This window comes from Streptomyces aidingensis (assembly GCF_900112355.1).
In the GTDB taxonomy this organism is placed as follows: domain Bacteria; phylum Actinomycetota; class Actinomycetes; order Streptomycetales; family Streptomycetaceae; genus Streptomyces; species Streptomyces aidingensis.
This window is the reverse complement of record NZ_FOLM01000003.1, coordinates 49,635-72,165: the sequence shown is the minus strand read 5'-3', so window position 1 is coordinate 72,165 and position 22,531 is coordinate 49,635. Positions and strand designations below refer to the sequence as shown.

Here is a 22,531-nt window from a genome sequence, read left to right as displayed (position 1 = left end):
CCCGCCTCCTTCCGCCGCCCGGCTCCTGTCCCCCTGTCCCCGCCGTCCTCCCGCCATCTTCCCGCCAGCCTCCCGCCGCCCGGCCGTCGCCCGGCCGTTCCCGGCCGTCGCCGGATGCGGTCAGGGAAGCTGCGGCAGGACCCGGCCGGCCACCAGCTCCAGGTGGTCCAGATCGTGCAGATCCAGAACCTGGAGGTAGATCCGGTCGCAGCCGGCCTCGGCATAGCGGCCGATGCGGTCGGCGATCTCGTCCGGGCCGCCGGCCAGTCCATTGGCCTTCAGTTCCGGGACCTCCCGGCCGATGGCCTCCGCCCGCCGGGCCACCTCGGCATCGTTCCGGCCCGCGCACAGCACCAGGGCGTTGGAGTACACCAGTGAGTCCGGGTCCCGCCCCTGGGCCTCGGCCGCCGCCCGTACCCGGCCGAACTGCTCCCGGCTGAACTCCGCCGACTCGAAGGGGATGTTGAACTCGTCCGCGTAACGTCCCGCCAGCCGGGGCGTGCGCCGGGCGCCCTTGCCGCCGATGATCAGCGGCAGCCGCTCCTGCACCGGCCGCGGCAGCGCGGGGCAGCCGTCCAGCCGGTAGTGCTCACCGGCGAAGGAGAAGGTCTCCCCCGGCCCGGTCTCCCACAGCCCGGTGACGATCGCCAGCTGCTCCTCCAGCCGGGCGAAGCGGTCCGCCGGGAACGGGATGCCCCAGGCGGTGTGCTCGGCCTCGAACCAGCCCGCGCCCAGGCCGAGTTCCACCCGCCCGCCGGACATGGCGTCCACCTGTGCCACGGAGATCGCCAGCACCCCCGGCAGCCGGAAGGTCGCGGCCGTCATCAGCGTTCCCAGCCGGATCCGGCGGGTCTCGCGCGCGATGCCGGCCAGGGTGATCCAGGCGTCGGTGGGGCCCGGGGAGGGATCGCCCGGCCCCATCCGCAGATAGTGGTCGGAGCGGAAGAAGCCGTCGAATCCCAGCTCCTCGGTGGCCTTGGCGACGGCGAGCAGGGTGTCGTAGCCGGCGCCCTGCTGGGGCTCGGTGAAAATGCGGAGATCCATGGGGCCATTGTGCTCGGTTCCCCCGCCGGTGCCGTACGGCGGGCCGCACCACGGCCGCCCCACCGCACCTCGCGCCACCCGCCCGCGCTGCGCGGCGGCCGGCGGGAGGGATACGGCCTCAGCCCGCCGCATCCCTCCCGCCCCGCAGCGGGCGCCGGGCGGCCCCGCCGGCCCCGCGCCCAAGAGCTCCGGCCGGGCGGCGGCACCCCGGCACCGTGCCCGCTCCCCGGAGGGATTCCCCGCGCGCGCCGTGCACCGCCGGCCGCCGTGGCCGGAAGGGCCGCCCGTATCCCCACGCCGATTCGGGCACGGGCGGCACCGTGGCCTCACTCTGCCCGCTCGGCGCACCGCGCGCTTGGCGCACGGCGCACAGCGCTTAACGCCCGGTGTCCGGCCCGGACCTGAGCGCGGCCCGCCGGTAGGCGGAGGGCGGCATGCCGTAGGCGGCACGGAAGGACCGGCTGAAATCGGCGGCGTGCGCAAAGCCCCAGCGGGCGGCCAGCGCCGCCACGGTGGAGTCGCGCAGCGCGGGATCCGCCAGGTCACGGCGGCAGCGGCGGAGCCGTTCCTGCCGGATCAGCGCGGTCACCGTGGTCTCCTGCCCCTCGAACAGCCGGTGCAGATAGCGGGTGGAGATGTGATGGGCACCGGCGATCATGTCCGGGCCCAGCCCGGGGTCGCCCAGATGCCGCTGGATGAAGCCGCGGATGCGCAGCAGCAGTACCTCCTGGTGCGACGCGGCCGGCACCGCCGCCTCCGACTCCACCTCGTGGGCCAGCCAGGCGGCGGTGAGATCCAGCACGATGTTCCCCAGCCGGGCCGCGTCCGCCGCCCGCCACTCCGTGGCCGCCGGCCCGTCGGTCCCCGGGCCGCCCCGGGAGGCGGGCGGGGCGTCGTCGCCCGACGGGCCCAGGGCGAGCCGGGCGAGGGTGTCGGACAGCAGGGCGTGCAGACCGCCGCCGGGCGGCCGGGGCGCGGCCACCAGCGGGCCGATCCGGTCCGCGGGCAGCGGCAGCAGCGCCTTGGGGATATGCGCGATGACCAGACCGGTGCGGCTGCCGGCCGCCGGCCCCACCCAGCTTGCGAACGGCCGGGAGGTGTCGAAGACCATCAGCTCGCCCGGCCGGATCTCCGCCTCCCGGCGGGCCTGGCTGATGCCCTGCCGGCCGCGCACGGCCAGCACCACCGGGAACTCCTCCGGGTCGCCCTGCCGGATGGTGCGCGGGGTCCGGGTCGAGGTGAGCTGGCCCACATGCAGCCAGGTGAGCCGGACCGCGCCGAACTGCCGGATGCGCAGCGTGCCGTGGAAGTCGTCCCCGGCCTCGCTGGTGATCCGGGTGGGCATCAGCTCATTGCCCGTGATCTCGCACCACCAGGAGAACCGGCCCGGCCGCGGCACGGACCGGCTCTCGATCAGCGTCTCCACCATTGCGCGCTCTCGCCCCTCCCGGCACCGCCCGCCGCCCGCCGGACGACGGCCGACGGCCGCCCGCACGGGGCCGGTCCGCGGCACGGCACCGCACCGCCCCGCCGGCCTCAGGAACCGCCGTCCGTGGCCGCCGGTGTCACCTGCTTGTGCAATCCCTCCAGCACCGCCCCGCCGGGCACGCCCGCCCCGTCCGTCCCGCGCAGCGACACCCCGGGCGGCAGCGGCCGCACCCTGCTGTGCTCGCGGGTGTTGAGGTCCTCCAGCAGCGCCTCGGCCTGCATCTCCTCCACCCGGGCCTGCGCCTCCCGGCCCATGCCGCGCAGCGCGGCGGCCAGCCAGGTGCGCTGCTTGGCCACCAGATAGGGGTCGAAGGGCTGCTCGGCGGCGTGCCCCAGCGCCCGCCCGGCCCACCGGGCGGCCTCGGTGAACTCCCCGGTGGCCAGGTGGTACTCGGCCAGCACCCCGGCCGCGTGGGTACGGCCGTAGGGCAGCTTGGCCGCGGCATAGCTCTCGGTGATCAGTCCGCGCGCCTCGGCATGGTTGCCCAGATGCAGATGGCAGCGGCCCAGATTGGTCTGGATGGTGACCTGGAGGTCGTCCATGCCCAGCTTCCCGGCCTCCGCCAGGGCCCGGCGGGCCATCTCCGCGGCCTCGGCGATCCGGCCGCTGTTCCCCAGGCAGGGCACCATGTTGGAGAGCGCCACCACGGCCTCCTGCCGCTGCCCGGCGGAGCGGAACAGCTCCTCGCTGCGGCGCAGCAGCTCCATGCCCTCCTCGCCCTCGCCGCGCAGCGCGTGCACCTTGCCCAGCTGGCCCAGGGCCACCGCGCGGGCGAAGACGTCGTCCCGGCGTTCGGCCACGGCCAGCACCAGCTCGTTCAGCCGCCGCTGGACCCGCCAGCGCAGCCGGATGGCCAGATAGCTCTCCAGGGCGCGGACCGCCTCCAGGGCGAAGGACGACAGCGGGCGACCGGCCAGCTCCGTTCCGTCGTCGTACTCGGGCACGCAGAGCTGGACGGCCAGGGACAGCACGTCCTCCAGTACCGCGTCGGCCCACGGCAGCGCCTCGTCCACGCTGGTGAACAGGCGGCCCTGCGGGAAGCGGTCGGCACCGTCGTGGTAGCGGACCCGGTAGTTGCCGGGCACCGCCAGCGGCACGTTGATCCGGTAGAGCGAGCCCAGGTACCAGCAGGCCAGCCCGGCCAGATGGCGGCGGTGCTGCTCGGGCGGCAGCTTCGCGGCCTCCCGCACCGCGGCCTCCCGGCCGGCGTCGGTGAGGGTGAAGACGCCCGGCCCGCGGACCGAGGTCACGCCGGCGGCGGCCAGCTGCTCCAGCGCCCGGGAGGCGTGCGAGGGAGCGCAGCCGGCCACCGCCGCGGTGGAGCTGGAGCTGTAGGTGCGCACATCGGCGATCCCCAGCAGCGGCAGCACCCCGGCCCCTTCCGGCGGCGGCCACCGCAGCTCCCGCGGTGCGGGGTCCGCCGCGGGTGCCGGCACGGGCGCCGGCACGGGCGCGGCCGGCGGCGGGGACGCGGGCGGGACGGCAGCGGCGGCGGCACCGTCGGCCGGGTCCGGCCCGGGAAGCAGCAGCCGGGGGTCGTCGTGCCGCACGGCGCGCGCCAGCTCCCGCAGCTCGCGCGCCGGCCTGCCCAGCCGGTGACGCGCCTCCCGGGCGGTCTGCAACGCCTCCTTGGCCCGCCCGCAGCGGAACAGCGCCAGCACCAGATGCACGGCGAACCGCTCCCGCAGCGGGTGCAGCCGTACCGCGTCGGTCAGTTCGTCCAGCACCACGGAGTGCTCGCCCAGGGCCAGCCTCAGCCCGAACCACTCCTCCCGCGCGGTGAGCTCCAGATCCACCAGCCGGGGCCGCTCCCGGCGGACCAGAGGGGAGTCGTCCGGCAGCCCGGCCAGCGGGGTGCCGCGCCACAGGGTGAGGGCCTGGGCCAGCACCGCCGCCGCTTCCGCACGGCCGGCCGGCTCCGCGGCCAGGGCGCGGGACCGGTCCAGCGCGTCCTCGAAACGGGCCAGGTCCACGGCCGTGCGGCCGGACCGCAGCCGGTAGCCGCCGCCGGGCACCGTCTCCACCGCCCCCTCGGGCAGGGCGCGGCGCAGCCGTGCCATCGCGCTGTGCACGGCGGTGCGGGGGCTGCACAGCAGACGCGCCAGCTCGTCGCTGGACACCGTCTGTCCCGCGCACAGGGCCAGCCCGGCCAGGGCCAGGCGCTGCGTCGGCCCGGCCAGGGGAAGCCGGACGCCCTTGTCCAGCAGTTCGAGCGGTCCCAGCAGCCGGATGTCCAAAAGGGAACTCCCAACCGAATTGTCAGCGGCGGCCGTTTGTTCAGGCCCGCGATCCTCGCACGGACCTTCGCCCACCTCAAAACACATGCCGTGAACCGGCTATCACGCGCAATCCACCCATGAGTGGCGGGACCACAGGTGCGACGGAAACCCTCGCTTGCACCTCGCACTTGCCAGCCGCGCCCCCGGTCCAGCATAGGCGCGAGCCGAAGCGCTGTCAGGTGCCCCGTCCGGTACGGGCCGGCCGCGCCGCGCGGAGCCGGTTTCCCGCAGGCCGTGCGCGGTGGACACGGAAGCGGACGGTGAAAGGTGAACCGCCGCACCGGGAGCCGGCGGCCACGGGCCCGCCGGCGGGGACGCCGTGGACCGGGACGTGCCCGCCGCCCGCCCGGGCGGGGGAAGGGCTATTCCCCGCCCGGCTCCGGACCCCGGCCGCCCTGTGCGCCCCGCTGCGCCGGGTGCAGGACGGCGAGGCACTCCATGTGGTGGGTCATCGGGAACAGATCGAAGGCGCGCAGGAAGCGCGGCACATAACCCAGCTCGCGGAAGTGCCCGAGGTCGCGGGCGAGCGCGGCCGGATCGCAGGCCACATAGGCGATGCGGCGCGGCCCCAGGGCGGCCACCTGCTCCACGGTGCGGCGTCCGGCACCGGCCCGGGGCGGGTCCAGCACGACCAGGTCGGCCTCGGTGATGCCGGTGCGGGGCAGCACCCGCTCCACCGTGCCGTGTTCGATCCGCACCCGGGGGAAGTCCGCGAGATTGCGCCGGGCGTCCTCGGCCGCCCGCCGGGAGGACTCGATGCCCAGCACCGCGCCGCTCTCCCCGATCCGGTCCGCCAGCGCCCCGGCGAACAGGCCGGCGCCGCAGTAGAGGTCGAGCGCCGTCTCGCCATGGCGCGGCAGCAGGCCCCGCATCACGGCGTCCACCAGCAGATCGGCGGCCTCCCGGTGCACCTGCCAGAATCCCCCGCCGCCGACCCGCCAGGTCCGCTTGTCGGCGCGTTCGCGCACAAAGGGGCGGCCGTGCACCCGGTGCACCCCGCCGTCCTCGGCGACCCGCAGCACGGACACCGGGCGGTCCAGTTCCACCAGCGGCAGCCGCTCGCCGGGGCGCGGGGTGAGCACCACCTGGCGGTCGCCGGATCCGGTGGCCGCGATCGCCTCGATACCGGCCAGCCCCGGCCAGCGGCGCCGCTCGATACCGAGTTCGCTGACGCCCTCGGCGGCGATCGGACAGTGGTCCACGGGCTGCACCTCGTGCGAGCGGTGGCGGCGCAGTCCGGCCCGGCCCTCCTGGTCCACCGCGTACTGCACCCGGGTGCGCCAGGCGGGCACCTGTCCGGCCGGCACCTTGTCCCCCGGAGCGGGCTCCACGGTGCCGTCCCAGCCGGCCTCCTCCGGGCTCATCCCGGCCAGCCGGCGCAGCTGCTCGGTCAGCACCTCGGCCTTGAGCCGGCGCTGCGCGCCGGGCTTGGCGTGCTGCCAGTCACAGCCGCCGCACTTGCCCGGCCCGGAGAAGGGACAGGGCGCTTCGATGCGGTCCTTGGCGGGCTCCAGGATCCGGACGGCGTCGCCGCGCAGCAGCCGGGAGCCGGTGTGTCCCTCGGTGATCCGGACGATCACCCGTTCGCCGGGCAGGGTGTGGCGGACGAAGACCACCTGCCCGGTGGGGGTGCGGGCCACGCAGTGTCCGCCGTGCGCCACCGGGCCCACCTCGACCTCGTACTCCTCGCCCGTCAGGGAACCGGACGGCGCGGCACCGGCGGAGGCGTCAGTGGACATGGCGGAGCGGCTCCCGGGGGTAGGGGGTTCCGGTGCGCCCGGCCGGGCCGCACCAGCAGCGGCCCAGTCTAGGCGCCGCCGTGCCGCGCCGTGCGGGCCGCCCGGCGGCGGCCCGCGCGGCGGCGCGGCGGCCCGGTACGGGGGCGGCGCGCGAGACGGGTGCGGGGAGCGGTTACCGTGGCGGTCTGCGGCGTTCCCCGGTGGCCGCCGGGGCGACGCGGGTCAGAATGGACGGCGGTGGCCCTGGGCTGTCGCCCGTGCTCCGTCCGTGCGGCGAGGAAGGTGCCATGCACATCGTGATCATGGGCTGCGGGCGGGTGGGCGCCGCCCTGGCGCAGACCCTGGAGAAACGCGGCCACTCCATCGCCGTGATCGACCAGGAGCCGACCGCGTTCCGCCGCCTCGGCTCGCGGTTCGGCGGGCGCCGGGTCACCGGTGTCGGCTTCGACCGGGACACCCTGGAGGAGGCCGGCATCGCGGAAGCGGGCGCCTTCGCCGCGGTCAGCAGCGGCGACAACTCCAACATCATCGCCGCCCGGACGGCCCGCGAGGTCTACGGGGTGCGCAATGTGGCGGCCCGGATCTACGACCCGCGCCGGGCGGAGGTCTACGAGCGGCTGGGCATCCCGACGGTGGCGACCGTGCGCTGGACCGCCGACCAGATGCTGCGCCGGCTGCTGCCGGCCGGCGCCGAACCGCTGTGGCGCGACCCCACCGGCGCGGTCCAGCTCTCCGAGGTGCACGTGGCCTCCTCCTGGACCGGTCACCGGGTGAGCCGGCTCCAGGAGCGCACCGGCGTCCGGGTCGCCTTTCTCACCCGGATGGGCGAAGCCCTGCTGCCCACTTCCGCCACCGTTCTCCAGGAGGGCGATCTGGTGCATGTGATCATGCGGACGGACCAGGTCGGCGAGGTGGAGGCGGCCTGCATGCTGGGCCCGGACGAGGAGATGCGCGGATGAGGGTCGTCATCGTCGGCGCGGGCGCGGTGGGCCGTTCCGTGGCGCGGGAGCTGCTGGAGAACGGTCACGAGGTGCTGCTGATCGACAAGTCGCCGCACGCGGTGTCGGTGCGACGGGTGCCGGAGGCCGAATGGCTGCTCGCCGACGCCTGCGAGATCACCACCCTGGACGAGGCGGCGCTGGAGCGCTGCCAGGTGGTGATCGCCGCCAGCGGCGACGACAAGGTCAATCTGGTGGTGTCGCTGCTGGCCAAGACGGAGTTCGGGGTGCCCCGGGTGGTGGCCCGGGTGAACCATCCGAAGAACGAATGGCTGTTCAACGAGTCCTGGGGCGTGGATGTCGCGGTGTCCACGCCGCGGCTGATGTCGGCGCTGGTGGAGGAGGCGGTGAGCGTCGGCGACCTGGTGCGGCTGCTGCGCTTCAGCCATGGCGAGGCCAGCCTGGTGGAGCTGACCATGCCGGAGGAGGCCACCCTGGTGGGCACCCGGGTCGGGGACGTGGCCTGGCCGCCGAACACCGCGCTGGTGACCATCATCCGGGGCTCGCGGGTGCTGATCCCGGACCCGGACCATGTGCTGAGCGGCGGCGACGAACTGCTGTTCGTGGCCGCTCCGGAGCGGGAACCGCAGCTCCAGGAGCTGCTCAGCCCCCGGACCAATGGCTCCGGCAGCCGCTAGCCGGCGGATTCGCCCCGGGGGACGGCGGACGGCCGCAGCGCCGCCTCACGCTCCGCGGCCTGCCGTTCGGCGGCTTCCTCGGCCTCCATCTCGGCGATGACATTGATCGGCGGCGGCGCCTTCATCAGCAGCACCCAGGTGATGTAGACGGCCAGCAGGAACGGCGGCACACCCAGCGCCACCCGGAGCCAGCCGAGCTGGGTGGCGTCGCCCCAGAAGTAGATGGGGAAGGTGATCGCCGACTTGGCCAGCAGGATGCCGCCCCAGACATAGCTGGCCTTGACATACGCCCGCTTGCGGCCGGGGTTGCGGGTGCGCCAGGAGAGGTTCTCCTTGAACACCGGGCCCAGGATCAGGCCGAGCAGCGGCACGCCGCAGGCCGAGGTGACCACATAGGCGACGCCCAGCCCCAGTGTGTAGAGCATGCCGGGCAGGTAGAAGTTCTTGGCGTCGCCGGTCATCATCGCGAAGACCGCGCCGATCACCACGCCGAAGACGCCGCCGAAGGCGTGCTTGGTCGGTCCGCGCTGGATCAGCCGGGCGACGAACATCAGGCCGGTGATGCCCAGCGCCAGAAAGGCGGAGAGCCGGATGTCGCGGTCGAGGGTGTAGCTCAGGATGAAGACCAGGCCGGGCAGGGTGGTCTCCACCATGCCGCGGACCCCGCCGAACGCCTCGAAGAACGCGGCCTTGGTCGCCGCCTCGTCGGCCTCCTGGGGGGCCACCTGCGGAGCGATCCGGCCGGCGCCGGCCGGATCGGCGGCCTGCTTGTCGAGTGAGGTCACCCGCTACTCCGTTCCGAGAGGTCGTAGCTCGTATCGGGGATTGAACAGCACCGGGCGCCCCTGGGACACGGAGAACCGGCCGGAGGCGGTCAGCGTACGGCCGGGCTCGATGCCGGTGATGGAGTGGCGTCCCAGCCACACCACTTCCAGGATGCCCGAACCGTCGTCCAGCTCGGCCTCCAGCGCCGGGAGCCCGCCGACGGTGCGTTGACTGACCGCACGCAGCCTACCGCTCACCGTGACCACCGGACGCCCGTCGGCCCCCTCCCGGCACTCCCGGATGCGCGTACAGGCCTGCTCGGGCACCGGCACGTCGGCGCCGGCCGGGGACGGGCGGTTCCCGGTGAGGCCCAGCAGCTTCCACAGCCGCCGGCCGCGCCGCCCGCCCGCGCTCTCCTCCGTCATTCCTTCAGCGTATCCGCTCCCCCTCCGCGGGCCGAGCGGTGCGGGCCGGCCCTCATGGGCCGGGCGCCGCCGCACCGGGCCGGTGTCAGCGGACCTCGGAGATCTCGGGGCCGCGGCGGAGCGGGTCGGCACCGCCGGAGAAGCGGGACGGCGCGGCGGTACCGGGCGCGGCGGCCTGCCGCTGCGCGCCCTGCGGCACCATCTTGGCGTCCTCCGGAAGCTTGAGGGTGATCGGGTCGCGCGGCGCCATCGGACCCTCGCCGCGCACCACCACCGTGTCCTTGAAGATCTGCTCCAGCAGCCCGGCGCGCTCCGGCTGGACCGCGCCCTGGCCGGAGATCACCCCGCGCAGGAACCAGCGCGGGCCGTCCACCCCGACGAAGCGCACCACCTGCATGCCGCGCTTGCCGTCCGGCAGCTTCACCGGCACCTGGGCGCGCAGCTCCCAGCCGAGCGGGCCCTCCACCACATCGGTGATGCCGCCCTGCTGGGTGATGCCGCCCGCGATCTCCTCGCGGACCTCACCCCAGATGCCGTGCCGCTTGGGCGCGGCGAACCCCTGGAGCTGGATGGCGCTGTCCTTGAGCACGATGGTGGCGGCCACGATCGCCTCGCCGGCCACCTCCACCCGCAGTTCCATCCCCGGCACACCGGGGATGAAGAGCCCGCCGAGATCGACCCGGCCCTCCCCCGGCCTGGTCAGTTCCGACACGTCCCAGGGGCCCTCCGGGCGGGGAGCCGGTTCCAGCTTGACCCGGCGCAGCTCGGCCTCGTCCGGGGCCTCCGGCGCGGTGGGCTCGACGGCCCCATCGGGCTGTTCAGTCCGCTTGCGGCGACGTCCGAACACGTCACTGTCCTTTCAGGGCGTAGGAGTGGTGCGCGCCGGCATGGCCTCCGCTGGAGCCGAAGCCCCCGTCGGCGCGTGCCGACCCCGGCAGTTCCGCGACCTCGTGGAAACGGACCGCCTCCACCCGCTGGACGACCAACTGGGCGACGCGGTCGTACCGCTCGAAGCGCACGCTCTCCTCCGGGTCGAGATTGATCACGATGACCTTGATCTCTCCACGGTACCCGGCATCGACCGTCCCCGGGGAGTTGACGAGAGCGACTCCGCAGCGCGCGGCCAGGCCCGAGCGCGGGTGCACAAAGGCCGCGTAACCGTCCGGCAGCGCGAGGGAGATGCCGGTGGGCAGCACGGCGCGGCGGCCGGGCGCCAGCTCGGCCGCCTCGGTGGTCACCAGGTCGTATCCGGCGTCACCGGGGTGCGCCCGGACGGGCACCGGCACCTCGGGATCGATACGCCGCAGCAGGACGTCCACGGGGACGCCGGGGACGCCGGGAACGCCGCTCATCGGCTCTCCTCCGGGGGAAGCGGGCGCCGGACGGAACCGGCGGCGGGGCGGCGGCTGACGGGATCGGCTCTCACGGTGCTGACCCTACCGCCGTGCGCGGGACCTCGCGGCAGGCCTGCGATGCTGGATCCATGAGCGAGCAGGAAGAGCGGCGGGGCCGGGAAGGCGGGGCGGTCCCGGCGGGCGGCACGGGGTCCGGACAGTCCGGTCACTCCGGGTACTCCGGGTACTCCGGGTACGAGGAGCGGCTGACCGTCCCCGCGGGGTGGTGGCTGATGGCGGCGCTGGCCGTGGCCCTGCTGGGGGTGAGCCTGGTGCCGCTGGGCCCGGTGCCGGTGCTGGCGGGGGCCGCCGCCGGCGCGGCGGTCGCGGCCGTGGCACTGAACACCTACGGTTCGGCGCGGATCCGGGTCGCCGGGGAATGGCTGCTCGCCGGGCCGGCCAGGATTCCGCTGGCGGCGCTGGGCGGGGCCCGGGCGCTGGACGCCGGCGAGGCGCTGGCCTGGCGCACGCACCGGGCGGACGCCCGGGCGTTCATGCTGCTGCGCGGCTATGTGCGTACGGCGGTCCGGGTCGAGGTGACCGACCCGGACGATCCCACGCCGTATCTGTATCTGTCCACGCGGCAGCCGGTGCGGCTGGCCGCGGTGCTCACCGCGCATTCTTCGGCCGGCCGGTCCGCGGAAGGCCCGGCGGTCTGACCGGACCGGGCGAGCCGGCCGTGCCGGGCCGGAGATCGCTCATCGTCCGGGCGAGACCCCCGCGGTCCCGCCCGTCGCCCTTCCCGGGAAGCGATCACGCCGCGCAGTCGCGGCAGATCGGCTGGCCGTTCTTCTCGGCCGCGAGCTGCGAGCGGTGGTGCACCAGGAAGCAGCTCATGCAGGTGAACTCGTCCTCCTGCCGGGGCAGCACCCGGACCGACAGCTCCTCGTTGGAAAGGTCGGCGCCGGGCAGTTCCAGCCCCTCGGCCTGCTCGAACTCGTCGACGTCGACGCTGGACGTGCTCTTGTCGTGGCGCCGGGCCTTGAGTTCCTCGATGCTGTCCTCGTTGACATCATCGTCGGTCTTGCGTGGTGTGTCGTAGTCGGTGGCCATGTGTCACTCCCCCTGTGGGTGTCTGCGATATCTCCAGCGCACGTAACGCATGAGAGCCCGGTCTTGTGCCCGGTTCGAGGCGGAGATTTTGCCTCACTTCAAGCCCTGTTACTCAATCGACACCCAACCGGACGCCGAATGAGGTGCTCCTCGGGACTTCCGGTCGGCCAACGCCGCGACAACGGGCCTGCTCAGCGGGTTGCCCCGAGGGCGCCCCGGGCATCGCGTGTGCCATTGATCACATCTGGCGAGGCACGATGCGACATGACCGGGAGCGCCGGAGCGGCGGCTGCCGACCGGGAGAAACATCATCTCAGACCGGGAGAAAGACCCGCATCGTCAGCCCCCCGTCCTTGCGGGGTTCGGCGGTCACGGTACCCCCGTGGGCCCGGACCACCGAGCGCACGATGGACAGCCCGAGACCGACTCCCTTGTCGCTGCCGGTGCGCCTGCCGCGCAGCCGCCGGAACGGCTCGAACATATTGTCGATCTCATAGGCGGGTACCACCGGACCGGTGTTCTCCACCACCAGGACGGCCTGGCCCGGCCGCGCCTCGGTCCCGACCCGCACCCAGCCGTCTTCCGGCACGTTGTAGCGTACGGCGTTCTGCACCAGATTGAGGGCCACCCGCTCCAGCAGCACACCGTTGCCCAGCACCTGGGCGGGATGCCGCTCGCCGTGCAGCCGCACCCCGGCCGCCTCGGCCTCGGCCCGCACCTGCTCCACCGCCCGGTCGGCCACCTCGGCGAGATCCACCTGCTTGCGGTCGACCACGGCGTTCTCGCTGCGGGCGAGCAGCAGCAGGCCCTCCACCAGCTGCTCGCTGCGCTCGTTGGTGGCCAGCAGGGTCCGGCCGAGCTGGGTCACCTCGGGCGAGGCCTGCGGATCGGCGAGCTGCACCTCCAGCAGGGTGCGGTTGATGGCCAGCGGGGTGCGCAGCTCGTGGGAGGCGTTGGCGACGAAGCGCTGCTGGGCGGTGAAGGCGCGGTCCAGCCGGTCCAGCATCTCGTCGAAGGTGTCGGCCAGCTCCTTGAGCTCGTCGTCCGGGCCGTCCAGCTCGATCCGGCGGTGCAGGTCGGAGCCGGCCACCCGGCGCGCGGTGCGGGTGATGCGGCCCAGCGGGGCCAGTACCCGGCCGGCCATCACATAGCCGAGGGCGAAGGCGGCCACGGCCAGCCCGATCAGCGCCAGCAGGGAGCGGCGCAGCAGGTGGTCCAGGGCGACGGTGCGCTGGAGGTCCAGGCAGTCGGCGTACCACTGACGGAAGAAGGCGGCATCCACCTCCAGGTTCTCGATCACCGGGCAGACCTCGGAGGTGATCTTGACCTTGGCGTCGCTGGCGAAGTGGAACGGGACGCCGCTGCCGGCGTGCAGGGCGTCGGCGGCGAGCAGATAGATGATGGCCAGCAGCACGATGCCGGCCATCAGGAACATTCCGCCGTAGAGCAGGGTGAGGCGGATGCGGATGGTGGGGCGCAGCCAGGGACGCGTGTGCTCGGTGTCGCGCGGCTCGCGGGACGGCCGGGGCGGGGCGGCGGGCGGCGGCGGTACCGCCGGAGGGACCGGCGGCGGGGCGGCGGCTGTCATGGCGTCCGTGTCATCCGTGTGATGGGTGTGATCGGTGTGACCGATGTGATCAGTGTGATAGGCGTGATCGGTGTGATCCGGGTGTTCCGTGTGAGCAATGTCATGTCGGGGCGGCCGAGGGGGCGGGGGTCAGATGCGGTAGCCCGCGCCGGGCACGGTGGTGATCACCGGCGGTTCGCCGAGCTTGCGGCGCAGCGTCATCACGGTGACCCGCACCACATTGGTGAAGGGATCGGTGTTCTCGTCCCACGCCTTCTCCAGCAGATGCTCCGCCGAGACGACGGTGCCCGCGCCGCGCATCAGCACCTCAAGCACGGCGAACTCCTTGGGCGCCAGATGCACCTCCCGGCCGTCCCGGAAGACCTGGCGGCGGTTGGGGTCGAGCTTGATGCCGGCCCGTTCCAGCACCGGGGGCAGCGCGGGCGTGGCCCGCCGCCCGAGCGCCCGCACCCGGGCGATCAGTTCGCTGAAGGCGAAGGGCTTGGGCAGATAGTCGTCGGCCCCCAGCTCCAGGCCCTCCACCCGGTCGCTGACATCGCCGGAGGCGGTGAGCATCAGCACCCGGGTGGGCGCGCCGAGCTCGACGATGTGGCGGCACACCTCGTCCCCGTGCACCAGGGGCAGGTCGCGGTCCAGCACCACCACGTCGTAGTCGTTGACGTCGATGCGCTCCTGGGCCGCGGCTCCGTCGTACACCACATCCACCGCCATCGCCTCCCGGCGCAGGCCGGTGGCGACCGCGTCGGCGAGCAACTGCTCGTCCTCCACGACCAGTACGCGCACGTCAGTTCCTTTCCGGGACATCTGCGGGGGATCGGCGGGGGCACACGCGCTCCGCGGCCGGACGGGGAACCGCCCGCTCCATCCTGCCGTGTCCTCGCGTAATCACGAGGTTAAGAACTTCCGTCGCGGATTTTTCGGGGCCGGAGGTTTCCGCTCCGGTCTTCCCGGGGAGGAGCCCTGCAACCCACGCGATCACCCCTTGTAGGCGGCAAGCCACCGGCCGCTGCCGACCGTCCACGGGCTCATTGTGATCGCATCCCGCACCCACCGGCACCCCGAGTGCCGCCGACCCTGGACGAGGGGGCGCACCTTGGACGCGTTCACCGCAGGCATCATGCAGCGCATCCGTAACACCGAGTCCAATCTGCACCGCGCTCGCGAGGCCGGCGATGTCTACGGCATCGATGTCGAGCAGTCCGAGCTGGAGGATCTGCGCCGGATCGCCGCCGAGCACGGAGTGCACGTCACCCCGTGCGGCGCGGCGTCCGCCTGACCGGATCGGCCCTGACCGGATCAGCGGAGCACCCGCACCATCCGTCATCGCGTCGGCTGTGCCCCCGGAGCCCCACACTCCGGGGGCACAGCCCTGTCCGGCCCGGTCCGGCCCGGTCCGGCACCGGCGCCCACGGGCGGCCGGGATCCGGTGACCGTCCGGTCAGTCGTGCCAGGCGCCCCACTCCTCCAGCAGCGGCTGCAGCTCGGCGAAGACTCCGGGGCCGGCCAGCACGGACAGCTCCCGCCCGGCCGGCCGGCCCGGCCGGCCGCCGCTGCGGGCGCCCGCCTCCCGGGCGATCAGCTCCCCGGCGGCCAGATCCCAGGGATGCAGCCCGCGCTCGTAGAAGCCGTCCAGCCGGCCGGCCGCCAGATCGCACAGATCGACCGCGGCGGCCCCGCCCCGGCGGATGTCCCGCACCAGCGGCAGCAGCTTGCGGACCACCTCGGCCTGGCCGGCCCGCACCTCGGTGACGTAGTTGAAACCCGTGCCGATCAGGGCCTGGGACAGCGGCGGCGAGGGGCGGCAGCGCAGCCGCTGCCAGTCCTCGGCAGCCGCCGCGCCGATGCCGCCCCGCCGGTAGGCACCGCCGCCGCGCACCGCGCGGAAGGTCTCGCCGCGCATCGGCACGGCCACCACCCCGGCGACCGTCTCGCCGTCCGCCTCGGCGGCGATGGACACGGCCCAGCCGGGCAGGCCGTAGAGGTAGTTGACGGTGCCGTCCAGCGGGTCGATGACCCAGCGGATCCCGCTGCGGCCCCGGCTGTCGCCGCTCTCCTCGCCGAGCACCGCGTCCTGAGGGCGGTGCTCGGCGAGAAAGCCGGTGATCAGCTTCTCGGCGGCGACGTCCATCTCGGTGACCACGTCGATCGGGCTTGACTTGGTGGCGGTCACCCCGAGGTCGGCGGGGCGGCCGTCGCGCAGCAGCTCGCCGGCCCGGCGTGCCGCCTCCAGCGCGAGCGCCAGCAGTTCGTCCGGATCGGGACGGCCGGGGTGATTCGGTGACTGGGACACGTGGTGGTGCTCCTCGCATGTGACTCGTCGCGGGCGGCTGCCCGCCCTCACCGTCGAGGACGGCCGCCGCCCGCCTGTGCTGCCCGTCCGGACCCGGCCGGTCAGGCGAACGGGCTGTCGGCGCCCGCCGCCGCGGGTTTCGCGGCGCGGCCGGGGCAGCAGCCCGCCGGGCAGAGGTCGTGGCCCGGGCCGAGGGCGCCCAGGGCGCAGCGCTCGGGGCGCTCGCCGCGCTCCGTGGCGGCCCGTTCCAGCACCAGGTCGCGCAGCGCGGCCACGAACCGGGGATCGTCCCCCACGGTGGCGGAGCGGACGGCCGGCAGGCCCAGCTTCTCCGCCACCGCCATCGCCTCGGTGTCCAGGTCGTAGCGGACCTCCATGTGGTCGGAGACGAAGCCGACCGGGATCATCACCACGGCCCCGGCCCCCCGGGCGTGCAGCTCCTCCAGGTGGTCGCAGACGTCCGGCTCCAGCCAGGGGATGTGCGGGGCGCCGCTGCGCGACTGGTAGACGAGCTGCCAGGGCCGCTCCACGCCGGTGGCCTCCCGCACCGCATCGGCGATGTACCGCGCCGCGTCCAGGTGCTGGGCCGCATAGGCGCCGCCGGGGCCGCCGTGGGAGCCGGGCGGTCCGGAGACATCGGCGGCGGCGGTGGGCAGGGAATGGGTGGTGAAGACCAGCTCGGCCCGGTCGCGCACGGCCTCGGGCAGCCGCTCCAGGGCGGCCAGCACGCCGTCCGTCATCGGGCCGAGGAACCCGGGGTGGTTGAAGTAGACGCGCAGCTTGTCCACCCGGGGCGGGGTGAGCCCCTCGCCGGTGAGCGCGGCCAGCGCCTCGGCCAGATCCTCGCGGTACTGGCGGCAGCCGGAGTAGGAGGAGTAGGCGCTGGTGACCACGGCGAGGACGCGCCGGTGGCCGGCCCGCGTCATCTCCCGCAGGGTGTCGGTCAGATAGGGGGCCCAGTTGCGGTTGCCCCAGTGGACCGGGAGCGCCAGGCCCTGCGCGGCGAAGTCCTCCCGCAGCGCGGCCAGCAGCCGGCGGTTCTGCCCGTTGATCGGGCTGACGCCGCCGAAGAGGTAGTAGTGCCGGCCGACCTCCTCCAGCCGTTCGCGCGGGATCCCCCGGCCGCGGGTGACGTTCTCCAGGAAGGGCACCACGTCCTCGGGGCCCTCCGGGCCGCCGAAGGAGAGCAGCAGCAGGGCGTCGTACGGGGTCGGATCGGTGGGGTGGGAGCCGGTCCGTGCGGCCGGCGCCGGGGTGTGCGACATGCCGCCATCCTCGCACCGCCCACTGTCACCCGGACCGGGGGCCGGGCGCGTCGGGCGCTATACCGACTTTTTACCTGACGCTGCGTCAAGCGAGCGAGGTCCACTCGGGCGTATTCTTCTGTCCCAGTGACTTACCTCAGTCGCGCGGCAAACGTTCCGCTTTCGCCATTTCCGGGCGGGTGATCACTCCAACAGGTGAAGAACGAGAGGCACCGGACTCCCCGGACGGGCGCCACAAGAAGCCACAAGAATGGGTGATCCTGGCGGCAACCGCCCCGGGTTGGCCCCAATGGAGTAGTGTGGCGAGTCCTGGCCTCGACCCCCGTCTGCCCTGAAGTGTGCGAAGCAAGCCGCGTCGATCACCGAAAGTGGCGAATTGGCTACCCTGCCATAACGGTGAGCGAGGGCCGAGGCTCGACACGCCGGGGTAAGTCGGCAAGGTTGTGGCGGGCTGCACCCGGGCAGGCCACACTCGTCTAGCGGGAGCAGCAACGCAGGTGACGTCGGCAGGCACCCGGGAGGTCCTCATGCCCGAATTGCGTGTCGTGGCCGTCAGCAACGACGGCACACGGCTGGTGCTCAAGGGTGCCGACAATGCGGAATACACGCTTCCCATCGACGAGCGGCTGCGCGCCGCGGTGCGCAACGACCGGGCGCGGATGGGCCAGATCGAGGCAGAGTCGATTCTGCGCCCGCGCGACATCCAGGCCCGGATACGAGCCGGGGCCACGGCCGACGAGGTCGCCCAGGCGGCCGGCATCCCGGTGGAGCGGGTGCGCCGCTTCGAGGGGCCGGTACTGGCCGAGCGGGCCTTCATGGCCGAGCGGGCCCGGAACACCCCGGTGCGGCGTCCCGGCGAGACGACCGGTCCGCAGCTCGGCGAGGCGGTGGCCGAACGGCTGCTGGTGCGCGGCGCGGACCGGGACACGGTGCGCTGGGACTCCTGGCGGCGCGACGACGGCACCTGGGAGGTGCTGCTGGTCTACCGGGTCGCGGGCGAGACGCATTCGGCGAGCTGGTCCTACGACCCGCCGCGCCGGCTGGTGCAGCCGGTGGACGACGAGGCGCGGTCGCTGATCGGCGACACCGACGACACCCCGGAGCAGCCCAGCACGCCGTTCGTGCCGCGGATCGCCCGGCTGCCACGGGACGGCGAGCGGGACGGCGGCGGCCGGGGCCGCCCGGCCGCGACCGCCGGGAGCCGTTCCCCGGCCGACGACGGCGACTCGCTGACCAGCCTGCTGGAGGCGGTGCCGAACTTCCGGGGCGATCTGGTGGTACCGGGCCCGCAGCCCGCTCCGGCGGCCGAGGGACCGGGCACCGGCGAACCGCCGGCCGCGGCGGCGCCGGAGCCGCCGGCCGAGCAGCAGCGCCCGGCCGCCAGCGCCGGCTCGGCGTACGCGGACGTGCTGATGCCGCGCGCGGTCTCCGGCCACCGGGACCGCCTGGTCGGCACCACCGACAAGCAGGCGGAGGCGGACGGCGTCCGCCCCGGCCGCCGGGCCGCCGTGCCGAGCTGGGACGAGATCGTCTTCGGCACCCGCCGCAAGAAGAAGGACTGACGGCTCACGGCGGGCCGCAGGCCCGGGCCGTGCGGGCCCGGGGCCGACGCGGCCCGCCGTGTGCCGAGCCGGGCAGTGCGGGCTCAGCCGGGGTGGGGGCCGGTGGCGACCGGGCGGTCGGGGTCGGCGCACCATTCGCTCCAGGAGCCGGCGTAGAGCGCGGCGTCGATGCCCGCCACCGCCAGCGCCAGCACCTCGTGGGCCGCGGAGACGCCCGAGCCGCAGTAGACGCCGACCGGGGTGTCCGGCCCGGCGCCCAGCGCCGCGAAGCGGCGGGCCAGCTCCGCCGCCGGGCGGAGGCGGCCGTCCGGCCCGGTGTTCTCGGTGGTCGGGGCACAGACCGCGCCGGGGATGTGTCCGGCCACCGGGTCGACCGGCTCCGTCTCGCCCCGGTAGCGCTCGGCCGCGCGGGCGTCCAGCAGCAGGCCGTCGCGGGCCAGCCCGGCGGCGCCCTCCGCGTCGAGCAGCGGCAGTGCGCCGGGCCGGGGCCGGAAGTCGCCCGGCTCGGGAACGGGGACCTCCTCGGTGAGCTCGCCGGTCCAGGCGGCCAGGCCGCCGTCCAGGACCCGCACCTGCCGGTGCCCGGCCCAGCGCAGCAGCCACCAGGCCCGGGCCGCGCCCCAGCCCTGGCCGCCGTCGTAGGTGACCACCGGGCGGTCGTGCCGGACGCCGGCCAGGCGCATGGCCGCCCCGAAGGCCCCGGGCTCGGGCAGCGGGTGCCGGCCACCGGGGCCGGGCGGCGCGGCGAGCACGGTGTCCAGGTCGATGTAGACGGCGCCGGGGAGATGCCCGGCGCGGTACTCCCGCTCACCGGGTGGGCCGCCGAGCTGCCAGCGCACGTCCAGCAGGACCGGCCGGCGTTCCGGCGTCCCCGCGGACGCCGCCAACTCGCTCAGAAGTTCGGATGCGGAGATGATGGCTGCCATGGGGCCATTGTGGTCGCCCGTCCGGTGGCACCCGCACGGATCGCGCGGTTTTCCGGCGCGGCCCGGGGTGAGGCCGTGCCGGGGGATGCGACCATCGGCTGCGCACGGCGGCGGCGGTACAGCCCCGTATCCCCACCCGTTCCCGTCCGCGTCCGCCGTCGCACGTTCCGAGGAGAGGCGACGATGACCGAGTCCTGGAACCCGCCCGGCCCCGGTGCCCCCTGCTGGGCGAGCCTGCTGGTGCACGATCTGCCCGTTGCCCAGCGCTTCTACGGCGAGCTGTTCGGCTGGACGTACCGGGCGGGCCCGGAGCAGCTCAGCCCGTATGCCAGGGCCGTGCTGGGCGGGCACCCGGTGGCCGGCCTGGCCGGCCGCGCCGAGCGGCTGGGCCGGCCGGCGACCTGGCTGCCGTACATCACCGCCGCCGACGCGGACGCCACCTGCGACATGATCCGGGAGTGCGGCGGCACCCTGGCGATCGGCCCGATGGATGTGGCGCACTCCGGCCGGATGGCGATCGCCGCCGACACGGTCGGCGCGGTGTTCGGCGTCTTCCAGCCCGGCGAGCACCCGGGCTGCCGGTTCGCGGCGCTGCCCGGGGTACCGGTGTGGATGGAGCTGATCACGCCGGAGTCCTCGGCGGTCAGCAAGTTCTACGCGGTGGTCTTCGACTACGACCCGCGGCCGGAGCCCAGGCTGCCGAGCCTGGACTATCTGACCCTGCACCACTCCGGGCGGCCGGTGGCCGGCATCCACGGGGTGGGGCCGCGGGCGGTGCCGCACGACCGCGGCTCGCACTGGCTGGTCTACTTCTCGGTGACCGATCTGGACCGGGTGACCGGCCGGGTGCCGGAGCTGGGCGGCCGGCTGACCGGGGAGGTGCGGCGGACCCCGTTCGGCAGGATGGCGGTGATCAGCGACCCGGAGGGCACGCCGTTCGCCGCTCTGGAGGAGCCGCCGCCCGCCGCCTGATGCCGCGGGGCGGTCGGGCGGGACGGTCAGGCGGGGCGGCCGTGCCCGGGCTGGGCGGGGATGCCCGCCGGGCCGTGGTCCAGCGGCAGCACGTCCGGGGAGAGCACGGCGGCCCCGGCCGCGGCGGCGGTCAGCCGGCGCCGGTGGTGGCGGCGGCACAGCACCTCGTAGCCGACCCGCCCCGGGCCGCCGTCCGCCCGTCCCGCGGCGTTGCCCGCACCACCGGCACCAGCGGCACCACCGGCACCGGCGGCGTCCCCGACGTCGCCGACCACCACCTGGGCGCCCTCGACCACCATCCGGCCGTCCAGGGTGCGGGCGTTGTGCGTGGCCCGGGCGCCGCACCAGCACAGCGCCTCCACCTGGAGGGTCTGCACCCGGTCGGCGAGTTCGAGGAGCCGCTGCGAGCCGGGAAAGAGCTTGGTGCGGAAGTCGGTGGTGATGCCGAAGGCGAAGACGTCGATGCCCAGGTCGTCCACCACCCGGGCCAGCTGGTCGACCTGCCCGGGGGTGAGGAACTGCGCCTCGTCGGCGATCACATAATCGGCCCGGCCGCCGCCGGTGAGGTACTTGACCAGGTAGGCATGGAAGTCGAAGGCGTCACCCGCCTCCACGGCGTCGGTGACCAGGCCCAGGCGGGAGGAGAGCCGCCCCTCCCCCGCCCGGTCGTTACGGGTGAAGATCAGGCCCTTCAGGCCCCGCGCCGAGCGGTTGTGCTGGATCTGCAGCGCCAGGGTGCTCTTGCCGCAGTCCATGGTTCCGGTGAAGAAGACGAGTTCGGCCACGCGACAGCTTTCTCAAGGTCTCGGGTCTCGGGTCTCGGGGTCTCGGGGGTCGTCCTGCGGGGGCCCGGGCCGGGGCGGGCGCCGGCTTCCGGGGCGCGGTTCCCCGGACGGTTCCCGGGTCCGGCGCCCCGACCGGGCTCAGCCGTGCACCCGGAGCAGCGGAACGAGCTGCTCCGCGGTGGTCATGGAGCCGTGCATGCCGATCAGGGCGGACTCGTTGGGCTCGGTGGTGCTCGCCACGATGGCCGCGTCGCCGGTCATGGCGACCACCACATCGCCGATCCGCGGCAGCACCCGGGGCTCCACCACGGGACCGAACCAGCCCAGCTCGACCGCCTCCTCCCGGGTGGCCACCCAGGCCGAGCCGGCCAGCACCTCGCTCCACACCGCATGCACATCGGCGGCGGCTCCCGGCACCGCGTAGACATGGCGGGCCCGGCCCTCGCCGCCCAGCAGGGCGACACCGGCGCGCAGCTCCCAGTCGGTGTCGAAGTCCCAGCGCGCCTCCGGGCTCTGCGGTACGTCCACCATGCCGTGGTCGGCCGTGATGCAGAGCAGGGAGCGGCGCGGGAGCTGTTCGGCCAGGCGCTGGGCCAGCCCGTCGACGGTGCGGAGCCGGCCGCGCCACTCGGGCGACGCGATGCCGTAGCGGTGGCCCGCGCCGTCCAGCTCGGCGTAGTAGGTGTAGACCAGGGCGCGGTCGCCGGCCGCCAGCCGCTGCGCGGCGAGGTCCATCCGTTCACCGGCGTCGGTACGGCCCAGGAAGCTGCCGCCGCTGAGCGCGATCCGGGTCAGGGGCGTGTGCTCGAAACCCGGCGCGGAGACCTGGCTGACCGCCACACCGGCGGAGTGCGCCTGCTGGAAGACGGTCGGGTAGGGCTGCCAGAGGTGCGGATCGGTGTACGGGTCCCACCGGAGCTGGTTCATCAGTCCGCCGGTGGCCGGATCGCGCACCTTGTACCCCGCCAGCCCGTGCACCCCGGGCGGCAGTCCGCAGCCGACCGAGGCCAGCGAGGCCGCGGTGGTGGCCGGGAATCCCGCGGTGAGCGGGGCGGAACCGGGCAGCAGCGAGCTGAGGAAGGGGGCCAGCTCGGCATGGGCGCGGAGCTGCTCCCAGCCGAGCCCGTCGACGAGGAGGACACAGACCCGGTCGGCGGGCTCGGGAAGCAGCGGGCCCGGACCGCCGTGGCCCACGGGCACGCCCATTCCGGCGGCGACGGCGGGCAGCAGATCGGCCAGCGAGCCACTGCCGTAGCGGGGCACGGGCGCGCCGCGCGGATCGAGCGGCAGGGGCTCCATCGCCCCCGGCTCCGCGGCGG

22 protein-coding genes are annotated in these 22,531 nt (G+C 74.6%); 6 read left to right on the top strand and 16 right to left on the bottom strand.

From position 1 onward, the window contains the following. Nucleotides 1–120: 120 nt before the first annotated feature. From BM242_RS07535 to BM242_RS07515, 4 genes are all read right to left on the bottom strand, one after another. Complete coding sequence (locus BM242_RS07535) at nt 121–1,044, bottom strand: LLM class F420-dependent oxidoreductase (protein ID WP_093837919.1); 924 nt, start codon at nt 1,042–1,044, stop codon at nt 121–123. 376 nt (nt 1,045–1,420) lie between these two features. Further along, nucleotides 1,421–2,473, bottom strand: coding sequence for an AraC-like ligand-binding domain-containing protein (locus BM242_RS29260; RefSeq protein WP_107365096.1), 1,053 nt, complete (start codon nt 2,471–2,473; stop codon nt 1,421–1,423). Between the two features lie 107 nt (nt 2,474–2,580). Continuing rightward, on the bottom strand, nt 2,581–4,770 hold the full coding sequence (locus BM242_RS07520; RefSeq protein WP_139238287.1) for an AfsR/SARP family transcriptional regulator: 2,190 nt from the start codon (nt 4,768–4,770) through the stop codon (nt 2,581–2,583). 404 nt (nt 4,771–5,174) lie between these two features. Then, nucleotides 5,175–6,551 (bottom strand): class I SAM-dependent RNA methyltransferase, encoded by a 1,377-nt coding sequence (locus tag BM242_RS07515; protein ID WP_093837917.1) that lies wholly within the window; start codon nt 6,549–6,551, stop codon nt 5,175–5,177. Nucleotides 6,552–6,838: 287 nt separating this feature from the next. Between BM242_RS07515 and BM242_RS07510 the strand changes: the two genes are divergently transcribed. Continuing rightward, a complete protein-coding gene (locus tag BM242_RS07510; protein ID WP_093837916.1) occupies nt 6,839–7,510 on the top strand; it encodes a potassium channel family protein in 672 nt (223 codons plus the stop codon). After that, nucleotides 7,507–8,187, top strand: coding sequence for a potassium channel family protein (locus BM242_RS07505; RefSeq protein WP_093837915.1), 681 nt, complete (start codon nt 7,507–7,509; stop codon nt 8,185–8,187). The genes BM242_RS07510 and BM242_RS07505 overlap by 4 nt, the downstream gene beginning before the upstream one ends. On the opposite strand, the gene BM242_RS07500 is transcribed toward BM242_RS07505, so the two are convergent. From BM242_RS07500 to dut, 4 genes are all read right to left on the bottom strand, one after another. Further along, nucleotides 8,184–8,972, bottom strand: coding sequence for a DUF3159 domain-containing protein (locus BM242_RS07500; RefSeq protein ID WP_093837914.1), 789 nt, complete (start codon nt 8,970–8,972; stop codon nt 8,184–8,186). The genes BM242_RS07505 and BM242_RS07500 overlap by 4 nt on opposite strands. A gap of 3 nt (nt 8,973–8,975) precedes the next feature. Beyond that, nucleotides 8,976–9,377 (bottom strand): OB-fold nucleic acid binding domain-containing protein, encoded by a 402-nt coding sequence (locus BM242_RS07495; RefSeq protein ID WP_093837913.1) that lies wholly within the window; start codon nt 9,375–9,377, stop codon nt 8,976–8,978. A gap of 85 nt (nt 9,378–9,462) precedes the next feature. Further along, entirely contained in the window at nt 9,463–10,224 is a 762-nt protein-coding gene (locus tag BM242_RS07490) for a DUF3710 domain-containing protein (RefSeq protein ID WP_093837912.1), read from the bottom strand. 1 nt (nt 10,225) lies between these two features. Beyond that, nucleotides 10,226–10,729, bottom strand: a complete 504-nt coding sequence (gene dut, locus BM242_RS07485) for a dUTP diphosphatase (protein ID WP_093837911.1) — start codon at nt 10,727–10,729, stop codon at nt 10,226–10,228. A 131-nt stretch (nt 10,730–10,860) separates the two neighbouring features. Here dut and BM242_RS07480 point away from each other — a divergent pair, with 131 nt between their 5' ends. Then, nucleotides 10,861–11,430 carry a DUF3093 domain-containing protein gene (locus BM242_RS07480; protein WP_093837910.1) on the top strand — a complete coding sequence of 190 codons (570 nt, stop codon included), beginning with the start codon at nt 10,861–10,863 and terminating at the stop codon, nt 11,428–11,430. Nucleotides 11,431–11,524: 94 nt separating this feature from the next. On the opposite strand, the gene BM242_RS07475 is transcribed toward BM242_RS07480, so the two are convergent. From BM242_RS07475 to BM242_RS07465, 3 genes are all read right to left on the bottom strand, one after another. Next, on the bottom strand, nt 11,525–11,824 hold the full coding sequence (locus BM242_RS07475; protein ID WP_093837909.1) for a DUF4193 domain-containing protein: 300 nt from the start codon (nt 11,822–11,824) through the stop codon (nt 11,525–11,527). A 313-nt stretch (nt 11,825–12,137) separates the two neighbouring features. Then, nucleotides 12,138–13,412, bottom strand: a complete 1,275-nt coding sequence (locus BM242_RS07470) for a sensor histidine kinase (protein ID WP_093837908.1) — start codon at nt 13,410–13,412, stop codon at nt 12,138–12,140. Between the two features lie 129 nt (nt 13,413–13,541). Then, on the bottom strand, nt 13,542–14,195 hold the full coding sequence (locus tag BM242_RS07465) for a response regulator transcription factor (RefSeq protein ID WP_093837907.1): 654 nt from the start codon (nt 14,193–14,195) through the stop codon (nt 13,542–13,544). Nucleotides 14,196–14,505: 310 nt separating this feature from the next. Between BM242_RS07465 and BM242_RS07460 the strand changes: the two genes are divergently transcribed. Further along, nucleotides 14,506–14,688 (top strand): hypothetical protein, encoded by a 183-nt coding sequence (locus BM242_RS07460; protein WP_093837906.1) that lies wholly within the window; start codon nt 14,506–14,508, stop codon nt 14,686–14,688. Nucleotides 14,689–14,850: 162 nt separating this feature from the next. On the opposite strand, the gene BM242_RS07455 is transcribed toward BM242_RS07460, so the two are convergent. Both BM242_RS07455 and BM242_RS07450 read right to left on the bottom strand, forming a co-directional pair. Then, nucleotides 14,851–15,702: an inositol monophosphatase family protein gene (locus BM242_RS07455; RefSeq protein ID WP_217652398.1), complete on the bottom strand. Its 852-nt coding sequence runs from the start codon at nt 15,700–15,702 to the stop codon at nt 14,851–14,853. A 101-nt stretch (nt 15,703–15,803) separates the two neighbouring features. Further along, nucleotides 15,804–16,967 (bottom strand): ferrochelatase, encoded by a 1,164-nt coding sequence (locus tag BM242_RS07450; protein ID WP_093837905.1) that lies wholly within the window; start codon nt 16,965–16,967, stop codon nt 15,804–15,806. Between the two features lie 497 nt (nt 16,968–17,464). Between BM242_RS07450 and sepH the strand changes: the two genes are divergently transcribed. Continuing rightward, entirely contained in the window at nt 17,465–18,529 is a 1,065-nt protein-coding gene (gene sepH / locus BM242_RS07445) for a septation protein SepH (RefSeq protein ID WP_093837904.1), read from the top strand. Nucleotides 18,530–18,612: 83 nt separating this feature from the next. Here the strand turns inward: sepH and BM242_RS07440 are convergent, their stop codons facing one another. Continuing rightward, nucleotides 18,613–19,455, bottom strand: coding sequence for a sulfurtransferase (locus BM242_RS07440; RefSeq protein ID WP_093837903.1), 843 nt, complete (start codon nt 19,453–19,455; stop codon nt 18,613–18,615). A gap of 183 nt (nt 19,456–19,638) precedes the next feature. On the opposite strand from BM242_RS07440, the gene BM242_RS07435 reads away from it, so the two are divergent. After that, a complete protein-coding gene (locus BM242_RS07435; RefSeq protein ID WP_093837902.1) occupies nt 19,639–20,427 on the top strand; it encodes a VOC family protein in 789 nt (262 codons plus the stop codon). Nucleotides 20,428–20,453: 26 nt separating this feature from the next. Here the strand turns inward: BM242_RS07435 and BM242_RS07430 are convergent, their stop codons facing one another. Together BM242_RS07430 and BM242_RS07425 are read right to left on the bottom strand one after the other, a co-directional pair. Beyond that, on the bottom strand, nt 20,454–21,212 hold the full coding sequence (locus BM242_RS07430) for a thymidine kinase (RefSeq protein ID WP_093837901.1): 759 nt from the start codon (nt 21,210–21,212) through the stop codon (nt 20,454–20,456). 138 nt (nt 21,213–21,350) lie between these two features. Beyond that, a complete protein-coding gene (locus tag BM242_RS07425) occupies nt 21,351–22,511 on the bottom strand; it encodes an alkaline phosphatase family protein (RefSeq protein WP_093837900.1) in 1,161 nt (386 codons plus the stop codon). Nucleotides 22,512–22,531 lie beyond the last annotated feature (20 nt).